Consider the following 15,098-nt stretch of genomic DNA (forward strand, 5'->3'; position numbering starts at 1 on the left):
AACTATGATTTTTTAATAGTATCTTCGCCGTATAAAACAAGCGAAAGAAGCACTATGTATCACGAATTTACCCCCTGCGCAGCCTTAGTGCCCTTTATCGACAAGTTCTGGGTGTTCAAAGGCTTTACCGACATCGGGACACGTTTTAAGATCCTCGCGGACGGATGCACCGACTTTATCTTCTCAATCGGTAACATGACCGTCCCTACGGACGAGCATTCGATGATCATGCAACCTTATCGTTCCTATTTCGTTGGTCCTATGCGGGTTTATTCGGATCTGACTGCCACGACAAATACCCTGCACATGCTGGGGGTTCGTTTTCACCCCTGTGGGCTGGCAGCTTTCACGAATGAGCCTTTGGGACAGTTTGCCGATCTTCGCATCCAGTCTTCAGATATTAACCTTTTATTCGATAATTCCTTTGCCGAGATGCTTTGCGAACAGCCGGACGATTCCGTCCGTATCCGCATTATCGAAGGCTATCTTATACGCCTTCTCACCCAATCCATTCAAGTAGACAGACAAATTATATACGCCACCTCATTTATAAAACAGTCCTGCGGACAGCTACCCGTACAAAACTTGATCGACAAGATTTGCATTTGCCAGCGGCATTTCCAACGTAAGTTCAAGGATGCCACCGGATATACTCCCAAAGAATTCAGCCGGATCATAAAATTCCAATATGCCATAGAAGTACTGAGGAACGCCCCACACACAGACTTAAGCAGCATCGCCTTAGATTGCGGCTACTATGACCATTCCCACTTTATCAAAGAATTCAAGCGTTTAGCGGGAGACGTTCCCTCTTACTTCCTTACTTTACCAAATCCTGCGGATGAACCGCTTACTTATATTTGATTAAAAATAAAATCGCAAGAATCTATCACATAAAAAGTCGTTTTTTTACAACCAGAAAGAATAGTCATTCCGTATGTTTGCACTATTGAACTTTTACAAATAAGAATCTTATGAATTACACTTTTGAACTAAAAGAACTACAAGCTACACACATCGTGTATCTTCATCATCAAGGAGATATGAGCATGATCCCAAGCTCTATCAGAAAGCTTATGCAATGGGCCGGGCCAAAAGGACTTATAAACGGTCCAGCAAATAAACTTATATCAGTTTACCAACACGAAGGAAAGGAGTTAAGTGTGGATATCGGTTTAACAGTGCCTCAAGAGGTAGAGGGAGAAAATGAGATCTCAAAAGGATTATTATCCGGAGGACTTTATGCGATCGGGCATTTTGAGATAGGAACGGATGAAATACCCGCCGCATGGAGCTTGATGTACACGCTTACATCCAAACACCAATGCAAACCTTGTGCGGGCAAATCATTCGAGATCTATCAAAGCATCCCTCTCGATCAACATCCACAAGATAAATGTATGATCGATTTATGTATACCCGTCCAGATGATAGACCTCAAGCTAATCGAGGAAAAAGCAATTTCCATATTAACGGAATGTGACACCGCTATGCTCGCGTCTGTTACGGAAGAGGGTTATCCCCGTCCGGTTCCTATGGGAAAAATAAAAGCGGATGGTATTTCCCAAATATGGTTCTCTACAGGCACGTTCTCTGATAAGACAATACAATTCCAACTCAACCCGAAAGCCGGAGTTTGCTTTATGAAAGGAGGAGACAGTATCGTGTTAACGGGTAAGGTCGAGATCGTTTCCGATATGGAAATCAAGAAAGCCCTTTGGTCTGACTGGATGTTCGCCCATTTCCCTGGAGGAGTAATAGATCCGAGCTATTGTATATTGAAATTCACTTCCGAAGAAGCGACTTATTGGATCGATAATGAATTTGTAAAAGCTAGTATATAAGTTATCACATCATACAATTGCGTCTAAAATATTAAAAATCTTGATTGCCGCAAATTAGAGAAGACGGCAATCAAGATTAATTCATTTATTCACTTCAGAAACCTCTCTAGCTCTTATTATTCTATCGCCACATAAATCTGGGTCAATAAATCCTCCGGCTTCGTATTACGAGGATCATTCAAGTAGATCTCGCCGCTAGGCACTTCCCGTAAGGAAAGACCCATCTCGGGGAGATATTTGCCGTAAAGCGTATCATACACAGCCCCTAATTGCTGATAAGTTCCTTTATAAAGAGCGACCATAAAACGCCCTTCCAATACCTTTTTCGTACCAATCTCCCCTTTAGGGCAAACCGAAGGAGCGACTTCCAGACAAATATCGGTACGCAGCTTATCCGGTGAGGTCACTTTCGGATCATCATGATACAAGCAGATCGGTGAAAAACTCAATGGCTGGATGTTTTGCTCCTTGGCGAATTGGAGCAAGCGCATCCAAGTTCCCAGATAATCGATTTCTTTATACCCTCCGTTTAGACGAATGTAGGCTACTTGTTTGCCGGGTAAATCTTTTACCTCGACCTTCAATTCCATATCGGGCATTATTCTATTCGGTTCCATAATTACATAATCTTTATTGTTTCTATATTCATTTGGAGAAATCCCATAAAACTGGCGAAAAACCTTAGACAAAGAAGAGGGTACGTCATATCCTACCTTATAGGCGATCTCCTTGACAGGTATTTCTGTATAACGCAAAAGCCGAGCGGCCGTCTCGACCCGCATCCTAACGATAAACGTACCAACCGGTTCCCCTAAGAACTCTGCGAAGATCCGATGAAAATGCCAACGAGAGAATCCGGATATCTCCGCCAGCTTATTTAGATCGATATCCTCGCCTAAGTGATTATTTATGTATTCAACCAATACATTCATACGTTGTTGATACTCTGTCTTTGTCGTTGTCTTTATTCGCATGATTCTTAGGATTTCAAGGCAAAAATAGAAGAATTATCCCGAACACACTTTTCCGATATTGCTAAAATGAACTATAAAGTAAAGATATCGTTTATTTAGCCCAAATCCGTTATCTTTACCATCTAAATTAAAATAGGAAACAATAACATGTTGAAAATAACAGCGCCTAGATTGGTAAAAAACTTACGGGAGGATGTGGACTGGATGGATTGTATATCCAGACAAGAGGATGATTTTACAGAATGTTCTTTCAATGGATTATGCGTCGAGGACGTATCTAAACAGAACCTATCCGTTAATTCCTGCTTATTCACCAATTGTGGTTTCATTGCTTGCAATTATCGTAAATCTCAGTTTAGCGATGTGGTATTTAAGAACTGTGACCTATCAAATATAAATTTATCCGGATGTGGCTTTTACCGCGTAGAGTTCATTGGGTGTAAACTTACCGGAACGAATTTCTCCGAATCAATCTTTAATCATACTACCATCCGGGATTGCAAAGGAGATTATGTAATCTTCTCCATGAGCAAACTCCGGAACGTATCTTTTAATCAATGCTTTTTACGAGGAGGCGGATTGGACAATTGCCAATTCACAAACGTAGAATTCGAGCATTGTAATTTAGTAGAGGCCGAGTTTCACCGGACCTCTTTGAAAGGGATCGATCTTACTTCTTCCGAGATCGCCGGTATACGTATCGGCTCGATTCCCGGAGGGGAGTTGAAAGGTGCTACCGTAACCTCCTTACAAGCACTGGACATCGCCAGAATGCTAGGCATTACGATCAAGGATTAAAACTCCGGATGGCGTTTTAACCACACAACCGCATAGGAACAGGTAGCCAAAGGGCGCAACCCCTGTTCCTTTGCGTATTTATAAGCTGTTTCAACAAGAGTCGCCGCAATCCCACGCCCTTCCAAGTTTTTTGGGACAATGGTATGGATAATGTCCAAGGCATCTCCTCTTAAACGATATTCCACATAGGCTGTCAAGCCGTCTTCTACTACCTCGAAACGATTTTTCTCCGGATAGTGATTTACTGTATATTCCATTATTTATTCTTTTAAAGATTCTATTTCCTTATTATTTGTATCAATCTCCTTCCGCTTATCTTTCTTTTTATCGAGACCGAAAAAGCGCTTTACCTTCGTGAAGAAACCTGCCACTTTCAAGGCCGCATCCTGTTCTTTTTTCGAGACTCCCACGGATTCCACCAAGGCTGGTCTTAGCATCTGCCATAGATAGTTGAACGTGGAATGATAGGGATCTCGCACGATTTCCATATCGACCTTACGTAATTTACTATCTTTCCGCTCAGGATGGGCCGGATTATTATCCCGTAAGACCAAGTTCGCCAATCTCGACAAGAAACCTTTTTGTGTGGTCTCTCCGTCTTTCTCTTTCAATAGGGCCACTTTCAGTTTCCGATACGGGAAGTCTAACCGTATCCGGCCTTTCCGGCTTGAGGCATCCATATGAAAGACCACATCCCGTGCCCAACCGCTCACTACTTCCGCCGGCGCCAGAGGTTTTACGATCTCATTCAAGGAAAGCAGGTCTAGGCTATCCAAACGGGCATCCAATAGAAAGCGGTCGTATAATGAATCTACCGGGAGTTGCCATGTAGCCGTAAAATGCCCCGATCCCATCAGGTTCCCGTCCGCATGCAATCTGATGAATTGCTCCGGATAGGAAACGATATTGGTCAAACCTGAAAATTGGCCATTCATATCGGTAAAATAAAGCTTACCGGGCTTATCGCCTTTAACGGGTAATTCCTCATAAACCAGAGAGAAATTGGCAACGGAAGCGGTATCTATCTTGAAACGGACCGGAGCCTTTTGTAAACCTTCATAAATCATCGGAACGATATGAGGCTCCACCGGGATCTTCCGGTTCTTTAAGTTTTGTAGTAAGACATCGTTTATCCAGAGTCCCCCCACACGTAATTCCTTGGTTGAGAAATATCCGGGAATATCCACGTCGTTCAATCTTACGTTCCCAACCTTCACGTCAAACCAATCTTGATGCTTAGGCTGTTTATAAGCGAACTCCATTTTGGAATAAGGCGAGACTAAATGTACGTTATCCAACCTCAAACCTGACTTTCTCAAATCCAGATCCCCGATCTTCAACCGGTAGAAGCCATTATCCAACGGTATATCGATATCCTTCGTCTGTAGCTGAAGATCACCTAATTGAAACGTCTTCTTCTTCAAATCCACAAACACATTCTCCAAAGCCAATTGGATATCCTTTTGGCTCTCAGTCCGCAATATTGTCGTATCCGATCCCCAAGACATAGAAAAATCACCATCGGATAAATCAAATCGGTCAAACCCGATCTGATAGATGCTATTCTTGGGAATCCGGATTCCCGTTAATGAAATCAATGGGGTTGAAAAACGTATCGAGTCCTTTTTAGCGGCCAAGGTCACATCCTGTAGACGGAAAGAGCCGTTTACGGTGGATAGCGAACCTTTTCTTATAGTCACACGCAGATCCTTTCCCGGTAAGTAGTTATCGAAATCCCGGAAACTAAGACCAAAATGATCATACTTGAAAAACAATTGCCCACTCTGGTTCGTTTGCTCATCCACCAAGAAATTCGTGGCAAAGAAATTGAGGCTGTTGAGTCGGTACCGGGTCGTGTCATTTATCTCACGATCCTCCAATGTCACATTTGCGTTCTGAATCTGGATCTTACGGATGGAAAGATACCGAAGGAAAGGATTTAACAAACTCTCCACATCCACACGGCTATTTACAGATGTGCTTTTCCCTTTATCCGGAGATTCAACGGAGGGCGTTTTATAATAAACCAAGCGAGGCGACCGAATCATCAGTAAATCCGCACTAATACCTTTGTTGTACGCCAACCCGTCTATCCGGATCGTATCGATACTTCCCGACAAATAATCATTGCGGGAACGAACAGACAACGGACGCAGCCGCATGCTATCTATATGAAACGAGCCTGAGGCCGTATTCATCGCCAAGCGCTTGATATCGAACCGGTGATTACGAGCCCTCATGATCCCTTGTATATCATTCGCCTCAAACGCAATGGAACGAAAATAATTCAGTTCCTCGCCCGGAGCTACCAAGGAGTCGATCAGAAGACCTTCCGCATGGAAATTAAACTCAGGGATCGAGAAGTCCTCTATCTGCCCTTTCAAGGCTAAGGAATAGTGAAGGGCGGTTCGCTCTATTCGTATTTGATCCACGGATATACTATGTAGTACCGGGGAGATCACATCATATAACGATAAGGCTTGCACCAAAGAATCCGCATCGGCATTCGCCTGCTTCTTCTCCCGAGTCAAGTCATACACCTTGATATCCGAAGATTGTATCTCAAAATTACGGGCGGACAAATAGTTCAAGGCTTCTTCCCGTCTAAAGTGAATCCCTTGTATCTCTACGGTTTGTACCTTCCCTTCCAGATAATTCGTTGGTTTCCGATTGGTCTCCCCCCACAATAATTCTTGCGGAAGCAATTGGATTTTTTGGATATAGATAATGGAATCTTGGGTACTGAGGCATATACTATCCGTCTCCAACTTAAAATCATTATTTACCAACAAGGTTTGCGGCTGGTTCGTGACAAAATCGAAGTTATCGCAATACAACAGCTTCCCGCTCCGTGAAGAGGTAGAATCCAACATAAAACCATACGCATGGAAACTTACGTTATTCAACGTATAGATAATCGGCGAGACTTGGTTTTCCACATTATAAGAGATACTGGCATTTTCCAAGTTCAAGGTCTTTACGCTCAGGGCATCTATGTATGGAGAGATCACCTCGTACAAGGTCTTCGATTCGGCATGCTCTACCGTATCTGCCGCCAGTCCGGAAACTAACGGGTTTGATCCGGAAGAGCCGTATACACGGACCTCCGGCGAGCGGATCTCAAAGGTATTGAAATGGAGTTGCCGGTAATTCCATCGCCATACCAAATTAATTCCCTTAAAATCTATCACCTCAATCCGGGTACTTACATAGGTATCGGGCAAGCTATCCAAGGCGGCCCAATGTTCAAAGACCTTAGAGTCCGGCTCCAATGAAACACCCTCTAGCCTTAGCTCTCCCTTGAAGAAGCTAATAGAAAGCTTATCGAAAGAAAGGCGATAAAAACCATCCGTAGCATTCGCCGTACGCTCTATCAGTTCTCTTTTCAGGTACCGCTCCAAACGACCTGTCAGGAAAAGATTCAAAACTAGGAACAATACAGCCAGCGATAAAACAGCGATCACCGTATGTTTCAATATCTTCCATATCCTAGAACTCATCCTTTCCTTGATTTTTGCGATATAAACTTCTTTTTATAAAAACAAAATAGACCCGTTTATGTTGCCTTTCATCTAATAAAAAAGCCCCGGAGTTTATTAACCCCGAGGCTTACGATCTATCGATTGTTACTTCATTTTACAAAAGGAGCCTTGATCAAATAGTCGGCACAATCCTTCACACCCGCAAATTGAGTACGTCCGTCCGGCATTTGCTCCAACTCTACAAAATAGTCTTTGATTCCGTTCGCGTACATTTGCTTGAATATCATCTCAAAGTTCATCATACCACTTTGGCCGAATACGGCACGATCCTTGATATGTAATACCTTGATACGATCCGGATGTTTCTGCATATACTCGACAGGATCGTTTTGTCCCATGACAGTCCAATAAACATCCATCTCGAAGTAAACCTTGCTCGGGTCCGTATCTTTCAGCATCAAGTCATAAATCTGGTCTCCGACTTTCATGAAGGCAGCGAAAGGATTTCCCTTCACTTTCTCCTGTTGCTCTTTCGTTGCGACACGATTGAACTCCATATTATGATTATGATAGCCAAAACCAGTGGCGATGCCCTCTGCCTTGATAACATCCGAGGCCTGATTGAAGATATCACAAACAAGTTTAGCCTCATCGTGTGTAGTAATCGTCGGCATCATCGGCTGGATCAAATATTTACAGCCTAGTTTCGCATGATCGGCAGCCGTAGCTTTCCAATACTCCATGATCTTTGGGGTAACCTCCTTCGAGTATTTGAAAATCATAGCCTTAAAAGGGTCAGAGATAGATGTGTCTACCGGATTCACGTGCGAGCTAATGATCTTCAAGCCAGCGTCTTCCGCCATTTTCTTGAAGTCCATCATAGGAACACCTCCGATAGCGCCTTTACCATAACCCGCCAACTCCAGCTTGGAGTATCCCATATCCTTCACCTTCCGAAGATTAGCGGCCACGTCGCCTTTATATAATTCTTGGGATAAAGAATAGATCTGCAAGCCAATCTCTTTGCCGGCATGGACCTCATCCACAACTCCCAACGCAGCGTTCGCCGCATTTACGGAACCGGCTTTACCAGCCAGCAATCCACCAGCGGTAAAGAGAGAGATATTTTTTAAGAAATCCCGTCTGTTACTCATAACATCATTCTATTTAAATAGGCTTATTTACAGAAATAAGGCAATGAATACGGGTTGCGATATTGATACCAGTACAAACGGTGGGAAGCCGCCTCCTTATCATTACCGAAGCTTAATGTAGCCGGGTTCCATTTAACCGGACGGCCTAGCTCACGGGCAATATTCTGTAAACAGCAAAGCGTATTCGTACTGCAACCTACCTCAACCGGAGCGATCGGGTTCTCACGTGAACGAACGCAGTCGATGAAGTTCTGCATATGCGGAGCGCTAGTCTCATAATTGCCAGCATCGTTACCCTTCTTTTTACTGTCTTTCAGCTTCTTCATATATTCCTCATACATCTTCTTACGCTCTTCCGGAGTCATCATTCTCGGGCGCTTCTCGATCAAGTTCTTCAGGTCGGAGGGGATCTTAGACTGATCAGAGCAGTTGATGTAGCCACGAGCTACCTCGATCCAACCGTTATCACCGACAAACTTAATACCCTGCGCATCCGGATTATCCTCCAAATAAGGTTGTTCAGTCATTACGATACCATTCGCATAGCGCATGGTTGAATATTGCGTGCCATTGTATCCCTTAGGTGTAAACTCAACCGGACCAGAGCCATCCATACCGATAGCGGCTTGGGCGATATCGAACATATGAGCGCCCCAGTCAGCGGTATAACCATTACCAGTCTCTTGATACCAACGCCATGCGCCCCATAGTTTCTCGTTCTCTTCCGGATCCAGAGAAATAGGAGGACATAAATCGGGATGATAATGGATCTTCGGATCGTTCAACGGACCCATCCACTGATTGAAGTTCAAATTAGCGGGAACCGGCATTTCCGGCAAGCTCAGCGGCGTAGGAGGCTCACCTACACGTGCATATATTTTCTCTATATGACCGATGGCTCCATTCTGAACCATATCGATCGCAGCTTGGAACTCTCTGCTGGAACGTTGCTGGCTACCTACTTGAAGCACACGTTTATTATTACGTACGGCTTTTACCATAGCCAAACCTTCAGCGATCGTATAAGCCAACGGTTTCTGACAATATACGTCTTTTCCAGATTGACAAGAATGAATGGTAGCCAAGGCATGCCAGTGGTCCGGGGTAGCGACCTCGATAGCGTCGATATCCTTACGCTCCAGCAAATCCTCGTAAAACTCATATTGATCACAACGTTGGTTCATTCCCTTTGAGGCTTGCCATTCAGCGACACGTCTTCTGAAACGCTCTGTTTTCATCGTGTCCACGTCACAACATGCGGCAACCTGTACACCCGGACATGCGGCAAATCCTTTAAAGTCTGATAATGCTTGCTGACCTAGGCCGATAAAACCTAAAACGACTCGATCGCTCGGGGCGATACGGACTCCATCAATGGCCCAACTGGGAAGAATTGTTAAACTAGCCAATCCTAGTGCGGAAAGACCCAAAAACTCTCTACGGCTTACGCCCTTCTTAGTGTTTTCTTTCATGGTAATTTTGTTAATAATATAAGATAAAATGTAACTTGGTCTGAGAATGATTGCCCCAAAGTTATAAAAAATAATTTATTTCCATAATAATCTTTTAATAAAAAAGGCTATCCTTGTCCGGGATAGCCTTATTTTGATTCATATCAATTCCTAAAACGCATATCCGAAACCTACGTTCAGATAGATCGGATACATCCCGAAGGTAATCGTATCGAAATCCTTTTGGAAGATATCGTTCAATCCCCATGTCAAGTCAGCGTATACGATAAGGTGCTTAAACGCCTTCCATTCTGTACCGATCTGCGCTCCCCACTGAAACTTTCTTAAGTTATCCGAGAAATCATAGGAAGCACGGTTGTCACCAGAAAACTCCACCTTCGTACCGGTAGGATTGATCTCACGCAGATATCCGTCGTATACGTAGCCGGAGAAGTTCCGGTTTGTAGCGAACGAGACAAATGGTCCCGCCGAGAAACTCACCCGGTTATTCAATTGGTAAAGAGCCACGACCGGTATCGAGAAATAAGAGTTCTCCACTTTCGTCTGCACGCCGCCGGTCCAGTTTCCTTTCAGCTTCTCGCCACCGGAGCCAATGATCTCCATGCTGTAATTCTTAACCGTCGCTTTTGTCTCCATACCTTTATTCTCCAGACGGAGACCGATCATCATACCCCATTCCTTGCTCTCGCCGAACCATTTCTTGATATCGCCCTCTATGGAGACACAAAGCGTAGGGCTATAACTATCTATCGCACGAATCTCACGAGGCAATGGCACCGGAGCGGTTCCGCCGATATTGATACCGGCCTTTACCGTATATTCCAATCCCCTTAGGGAAGACCAGACTATTCCTTGGTTTCTTTCCTGCTGCGCCTTCAACGTAACGACACCCGACAAGCACAGTATACCTATTAATACTATATATCTTTTCATATCCTCTGTTTTTTTAGTTCTCACCGGACTGGATTATCTCAACCTCATCGATCCAAAGCGTGCTACCTTCCGCTCCCTCGAAGACATCACCTTTCAAACTCGAAGAGAAGACTATGGATAACTGATAACCACCTTTCGCCAGCTTATCCTTATCGATCACCTTACCGGGCTTAGCCACGAACGGGATATAGAAACGCGTCCACTCATCCGTCTCTTTCTGATCGCTGATCCGGGCAACGGATATCAGGTTCGGGCTTGTCAACCCGTTGAAACCATCCAAATATTTCACATTCTCATCCGTCTCATAGAAGATGGCGTAGATATCACATTGGTCTTTCTTACCTTTTACCTCCTCGCCATTCACTTTATACGACTCTCCCGCTTTATATTTATAATAACCACTCAAGTAAGTCGGCACATGATCGAAAGGACGTCCCAATCTCGTGCCTTTCCTTGCGTCCGGAATAGCGTTCAGCAAATCAAACGTACCGATGAAAAGGTTTCCGGCGGCGATAGGCATACCGAATCCGCTACCGAAACTACCCGTGCTGCGGGTCACCAACTTAGCGCATTTACCGACATATCCGTTATCGTCTTGCATGGTTGGGAAGTCTAAAGGCTCCAATTTATTATTGGTCAAGGCAAATCCGGCATTCCCGCTCGCCCAAGTCACGGAATCTCCATTCGATGTAAAGTCATAGAATATCTGGTAACGTCCATTCTTCGGCTCCATCGTTATATGCTCGAAATGATATTCCGTGCTTACGCCGGAGACGATACAACGCACCGTATAAGTCTTTGTCCAGTGACCATCCTCGGAAGTTACCGTATAGGTTCTCGGCGTCGTAAAATCAAAAGCGGAACCACTAGCCGGAGTGATAGTAGCGCCGGGAGTCAAGGTGAATACCGGGGCTAGGTTTGTAATATCGGCGTCACTTTTCACGGTCAGTGTCACGGATTCGTTGTCGATCTCCGGCTCGGCTTTCAATATATCGCCATCCACCGTACACGACAAGATATCCGCTTCCGCATTGGGCGCCTCCTCCCGGATACATGAAACAGAGATCATCACCATAAAAAAACAGAAAAGCAAATTTCGCAAAGTCATACTCTATACATTATATTATATACAACACATCGCCCTTTTAGGGTGAACATAATGCACAAAGTTAAACTATATTCTCCAATATCGCATCCCTATATCTTTTAATAACTTTTTTTACAAAGACGCAATGGTACATATCCTTACAATACCAACCTTACCGGACAGATATACTTCAAGTACCACAGGATATATACTTCAAGTGCCATAGGATATATACTTCATCGACTAAGTAAGTAGTTAAAAAGCTATTATCATTTGCGATTGTAAAGGATTTCGCTTAATATTGCAAATACTTTAAATCAATAGTAATACCATGACAACTCGAAGAGATTTTCTCCGGCAGACCGCTTTGCTCGGTGCCGGACTTACCATCAGTCCTTTTTTCATTAAAGCCGGGAGCGCTGGTGTGGGCGCAAACGATAAGATAGGCGTCGGGCTTATCGGATGTAACGGCATGGGATTCGAAGACCTGAAAGCGTTCCTTCGTAATCCGGAAGTAGAGTGTATCGCCTTGTCGGATATTGACGAGAACGTATTGAATAATCGGGCGGCAGAGACCGAGAAGATCACCGGGAAGAAAGTAAAGCATTTATATAAAGACTGGCGTAAATTGATAGACAATAAGGATATCGATCTCGTAATCGTAGGTACTCCCGATCATTGGCACTGCCTGCAAATGGTATCCGCTTGCCAAGCCGGGAAGGATGTGTATTGTGAGAAACCGCTGGGAAATAGTATCGAGGAATGTAACATCATGGTACGGGCGGCGCAGAAATACAACCGGGTCGTGCAGGTAGGCCAATGGCAACGTAGCGATCCGCATTGGCAGGACGCCATGCAATTCGTACATAGCGGACAGCTGGGTAAGATACGCACCGTACGTGTATTCTCTTATCAAGGTTGGTGCCCCTCTATCCCCGTCAAGCCGGACGAGGCGGTGCCCGCCGGAGTGGACTATGATATGTGGCTGGGGCCGGCCCCGAAACGTCCGTTCAATCGGAACCGTTTTCATTTCACATTCCGTTGGTTCTGGGATTATGCGGGAGGTTTGATGACGGACTGGGGCGTACATTTACTGGATTACGCATTGTATGGCATGAACGTCACCGCACCGGAGTCTATCATGGCTTCCGGAGGTAAATTTGGTTATCCGGATGACGCTTGCGAGACCCCGGACTTATTGCAAACCATTTATACATTCAAGGACTTCACCGTTATGTGGGATCATGCGATCGGCATTGACGACGGGGCCTACGGACGGAATCATGGCCTAGGATTCGTTGGCGAGAACGGTACCTTGGTGATCGATCGTGGCGGCTGGGAGGTTATTCCGGAAAAGGTAAACGGACAGGCCCGCATGGAGGCTGTTCCCTTGAAGAAGTCATACGGAGAGGGTGGCTTGAATTTGCATGCGAAGAATCATTTGGAATGTATCAAGAGCCGGAACCGGAATTGCAATGCCAGCGTAGAGATCGGGGCGCATATCGCCAAGTTCTCCCAATTAGGGAATATAGCCTATCGCACGGGTAAGAAATTATCGTGGGATGGAAAGAGTTTCCATGATACGGAGGCGGATAAACTATTGTGCAAGGAATACAGGGCACCGTGGGAATTACCGAAAATATAAGGATCTAGTTGTAGGGACGGGGCACGCCCCGTCTCTACAACTGGGTATTTATTGATGTTCGGGGCGTAACAGGTCGTTCACCGTCTTCACGGGGTTGAATGTCTCGATAGGAACTTCTACGAATACCGTGTTCCAGTCGCTCATGGCACCGTTCCACAAGCCCGGCAATTCCAGCGCTTTCAATTCGCGGCCATCCTTGCTCTTATAAGAGATGAAGCCCGTATTCTTATCCACGTAATCCGGCAAGTTGTATTTCTCTCCCTTGTGATTCTTAACGGCGCAAACCAAATCCACGGGATTAAAGTGAGTACCCTTCTCAAACATCGCCTTCTTAGCCGGATCGCTCATATCGATCTGGGAGCTTTCAAGCACCTGCAAGGAAACCGTACCGTCCGGATTCACCGCCAGGAACGGACCGCCACCCGGCTCGCCCACATTCTTCACCATACCGCATACACGCAACGGGCGAAGCAGTTTGCTCTTGATATACAGGATTAACTCGGCGTCTTCCAGTAATTTCGTATCCGGGTTCTTGATACATAGGTCGTCTTGCAAGAAATGAATCATCTCCTCTACCTCGGCATGGGTATATTTGCCGGTCTCGATCTGTTCCAGATATCTGAAGGCTTTCTCCTGCAATGTTACCAAGACACCGGCGATCACCTTCTTATAGATAACCGTAGAGCATTTGAAGCTGTCCGGAACCACGTTATCTATATTCTTGATAAATACCACGTCGGCATCCACATCGTTCAAATTCTCGATCAAGGCTCCATGCCCACCCGGACGGAACAATAACTTATCATTCTTATCGCGGAACGGCGTGTTATCCATAGCGGCCGCTACCGTATCAGTACTCGGTTTCTGGATACTGAAAGAGACATCGTATTTCACAGAGAACTTCTCCTCATACTCGCCAGATTTATCGGCAACCAATTGCTCGAATAAAGCCTGATGCTCCGGAGATACCGTGAAATGGATATTCACCTCTCCGGCGTTATTCTTGGCGTACATGGCACCTTCGGCCAAATGTTCTTCCATCGCCGTACGAACCGTATCGGCATATTTATGGAAAAGCAACAAGCCTTTCGGCAGCTGCCCGTAATTCAAGCCTTTCGGCTCCAATAAATTGGATACCACCTCCTTGTACTCGCCCAAGGCTACCAACGCAGGAATATCTTTCCCTGTATTCTCCACGCACTTCTTGTCCAAAGCCTTATAGAAAGCGAATTTCTCGATCTCGCTAAAGAATTTCTTCTCGAAAGCGTTCATCGGTTCCTTATAATCCGCAGAAAGGAACTCGTACAGATTCTTAAACATACGGCTAGCAGCGCCGGAGGCAGGTACGAATTTTACGATTTTCTTGTTTTTAGCCAGATAAGCGTCCCAAGCATCCATATAAGAAGCCTGTTCCTCTTTAGATATTACCATAATACCTTTTTCTACCGAAGCGGAGGCCGCTATCTCAAGGAAAGGGAAACCTTTTACGAAGCAAGCGAGTTGCTCTTCAATCTGTTTTTCGCTGATTCCTTTGGCTTTCAGCTGTTCTAAATCGTTTGCGTTTAACATAGTATAGTATTTAATGTGAATAATCTCATCAGTAACACCACAGGGTACTTATGCGCTATGTGTATCGCAAATGTATAAAATAACCGCAAGATACATGTTGAAATTCCATAGAAAAAAGTATTTTTACAGCATGTTTTGCG

12 protein-coding genes and 1 pseudogene are annotated in these 15,098 nt (G+C 44.8%); 5 read left to right on the forward strand and 8 right to left on the reverse strand.

The genetic code is table 11. The features are described from left to right. Nucleotides 1-54: 54 nt before the first annotated feature. From CI960_RS16640 to CI960_RS23715, 3 genes and pseudogenes are all read left to right on the forward strand, one after another. On the forward strand, nucleotides 55-864 hold the full coding sequence (locus CI960_RS16640; RefSeq protein WP_005854507.1) for a helix-turn-helix domain-containing protein: 810 nt from the start codon (nucleotides 55-57) through the stop codon (nucleotides 862-864). Between the two features lie 179 nt (nucleotides 865-1,043). Further along, nucleotides 1,044-1,364 (forward strand): annotated as a pseudogene (locus tag CI960_RS23710) (GyrI-like domain-containing protein); the annotation flags it as partial. A 63-nt stretch (nucleotides 1,365-1,427) separates the two neighbouring features. Further along, nucleotides 1,428-1,844: a pyridoxamine 5'-phosphate oxidase family protein gene (locus CI960_RS23715; RefSeq protein ID WP_227154481.1), complete on the forward strand. Its 417-nt coding sequence runs from the start codon at nucleotides 1,428-1,430 to the stop codon at nucleotides 1,842-1,844. 116 nt (nucleotides 1,845-1,960) lie between these two features. Here CI960_RS23715 and CI960_RS16650 read toward each other — a convergent pair whose 3' ends face one another. Beyond that, nucleotides 1,961-2,818: a GyrI-like domain-containing protein gene (locus CI960_RS16650; RefSeq protein ID WP_005854503.1), complete on the reverse strand. Its 858-nt coding sequence runs from the start codon at nucleotides 2,816-2,818 to the stop codon at nucleotides 1,961-1,963. 147 nt (nucleotides 2,819-2,965) lie between these two features. Here CI960_RS16650 and CI960_RS16655 point away from each other — a divergent pair, with 147 nt between their 5' ends. Further along, nucleotides 2,966-3,616, forward strand: coding sequence for a pentapeptide repeat-containing protein (locus tag CI960_RS16655; RefSeq protein WP_005854501.1), 651 nt, complete (start codon nucleotides 2,966-2,968; stop codon nucleotides 3,614-3,616). Here CI960_RS16655 and CI960_RS16660 read toward each other — a convergent pair. The 6 genes from CI960_RS16660 to CI960_RS16685 form a co-directional block, all read right to left on the reverse strand. After that, complete coding sequence (locus tag CI960_RS16660) at nucleotides 3,613-3,873, reverse strand: GNAT family N-acetyltransferase (RefSeq protein WP_005854499.1); 261 nt, start codon at nucleotides 3,871-3,873, stop codon at nucleotides 3,613-3,615. The genes CI960_RS16655 and CI960_RS16660 overlap by 4 nt on opposite strands. 3 nt (nucleotides 3,874-3,876) lie before the next feature. Continuing rightward, nucleotides 3,877-7,116: a hypothetical protein gene (locus CI960_RS16665; RefSeq protein WP_094582491.1), complete on the reverse strand. Its 3,240-nt coding sequence runs from the start codon at nucleotides 7,114-7,116 to the stop codon at nucleotides 3,877-3,879. 131 nt (nucleotides 7,117-7,247) lie between these two features. Continuing rightward, nucleotides 7,248-8,252, reverse strand: a complete 1,005-nt coding sequence (locus CI960_RS16670) for a sugar phosphate isomerase/epimerase (protein WP_005854495.1) — start codon at nucleotides 8,250-8,252, stop codon at nucleotides 7,248-7,250. 23 nt (nucleotides 8,253-8,275) lie between these two features. Beyond that, the gene (locus CI960_RS16675; RefSeq protein WP_005854493.1) at nucleotides 8,276-9,724 is read right to left on the reverse strand and encodes a Gfo/Idh/MocA family protein; all 1,449 of its coding nucleotides are present in this window, start codon (nucleotides 9,722-9,724) and stop codon (nucleotides 8,276-8,278) included. Between the two features lie 150 nt (nucleotides 9,725-9,874). Beyond that, the gene (locus CI960_RS16680) at nucleotides 9,875-10,657 is read right to left on the reverse strand and encodes a porin family protein (RefSeq protein ID WP_005854491.1); all 783 of its coding nucleotides are present in this window, start codon (nucleotides 10,655-10,657) and stop codon (nucleotides 9,875-9,877) included. Between the two features lie 13 nt (nucleotides 10,658-10,670). After that, complete coding sequence (locus CI960_RS16685) at nucleotides 10,671-11,765, reverse strand: PCMD domain-containing protein (protein WP_005854489.1); 1,095 nt, start codon at nucleotides 11,763-11,765, stop codon at nucleotides 10,671-10,673. A 310-nt stretch (nucleotides 11,766-12,075) separates the two neighbouring features. On the opposite strand from CI960_RS16685, the gene CI960_RS16690 reads away from it, so the two are divergent. Next, nucleotides 12,076-13,389 carry a Gfo/Idh/MocA family protein gene (locus tag CI960_RS16690; protein WP_011966673.1) on the forward strand — a complete coding sequence of 438 codons (1,314 nt, stop codon included), beginning with the start codon at nucleotides 12,076-12,078 and terminating at the stop codon, nucleotides 13,387-13,389. A gap of 48 nt (nucleotides 13,390-13,437) precedes the next feature. Here the strand turns inward: CI960_RS16690 and CI960_RS16695 are convergent, their stop codons facing one another. Beyond that, a complete protein-coding gene (locus CI960_RS16695) occupies nucleotides 13,438-14,958 on the reverse strand; it encodes a DUF4301 family protein (protein ID WP_005854486.1) in 1,521 nt (506 codons plus the stop codon). Nucleotides 14,959-15,098 lie beyond the last annotated feature (140 nt).

The sequence above is a fragment of the Parabacteroides sp. CT06 genome (assembly GCF_002257605.1).
Taxonomy (GTDB): Bacteria; Bacteroidota; Bacteroidia; order Bacteroidales; family Tannerellaceae; genus Parabacteroides; species Parabacteroides distasonis.

Excerpts from the sequence above, each read along its gene's own strand:
- CI960_RS16685 (WP_005854489.1), bottom strand. The coding sequence starts at position 11,765 with ATGACTTTGCGAAATTTGCTTTTCTGTTTTTTTATGGTGATGATCTCT.
- CI960_RS23715 (WP_227154481.1), top strand. The coding sequence starts at position 1,428 with ATGATAGACCTCAAGCTAATCGAGGAAAAAGCAATTTCCATATTAACG.
- CI960_RS16670 (WP_005854495.1), bottom strand. The coding sequence starts at position 8,252 with ATGAGTAACAGACGGGATTTCTTAAAAAATATCTCTCTCTTTACCGCT.
- CI960_RS16650 (WP_005854503.1), bottom strand. The coding sequence starts at position 2,818 with ATGCGAATAAAGACAACGACAAAGACAGAGTATCAACAACGTATGAAT.
- CI960_RS16660 (WP_005854499.1), bottom strand. The coding sequence starts at position 3,873 with ATGGAATATACAGTAAATCACTATCCGGAGAAAAATCGTTTCGAGGTA.
- CI960_RS16640 (WP_005854507.1), top strand. The coding sequence starts at position 55 with ATGTATCACGAATTTACCCCCTGCGCAGCCTTAGTGCCCTTTATCGAC.
- CI960_RS16675 (WP_005854493.1), bottom strand. The coding sequence starts at position 9,724 with ATGAAAGAAAACACTAAGAAGGGCGTAAGCCGTAGAGAGTTTTTGGGT.
- CI960_RS16695 (WP_005854486.1), bottom strand. The coding sequence starts at position 14,958 with ATGTTAAACGCAAACGATTTAGAACAGCTGAAAGCCAAAGGAATCAGC.
- CI960_RS16655 (WP_005854501.1), top strand. The coding sequence starts at position 2,966 with ATGTTGAAAATAACAGCGCCTAGATTGGTAAAAAACTTACGGGAGGAT.
- CI960_RS16680 (WP_005854491.1), bottom strand. The coding sequence starts at position 10,657 with ATGAAAAGATATATAGTATTAATAGGTATACTGTGCTTGTCGGGTGTC.
- CI960_RS16690 (WP_011966673.1), top strand. The coding sequence starts at position 12,076 with ATGACAACTCGAAGAGATTTTCTCCGGCAGACCGCTTTGCTCGGTGCC.
- CI960_RS16665 (WP_094582491.1), bottom strand. The coding sequence starts at position 7,116 with ATGAGTTCTAGGATATGGAAGATATTGAAACATACGGTGATCGCTGTT.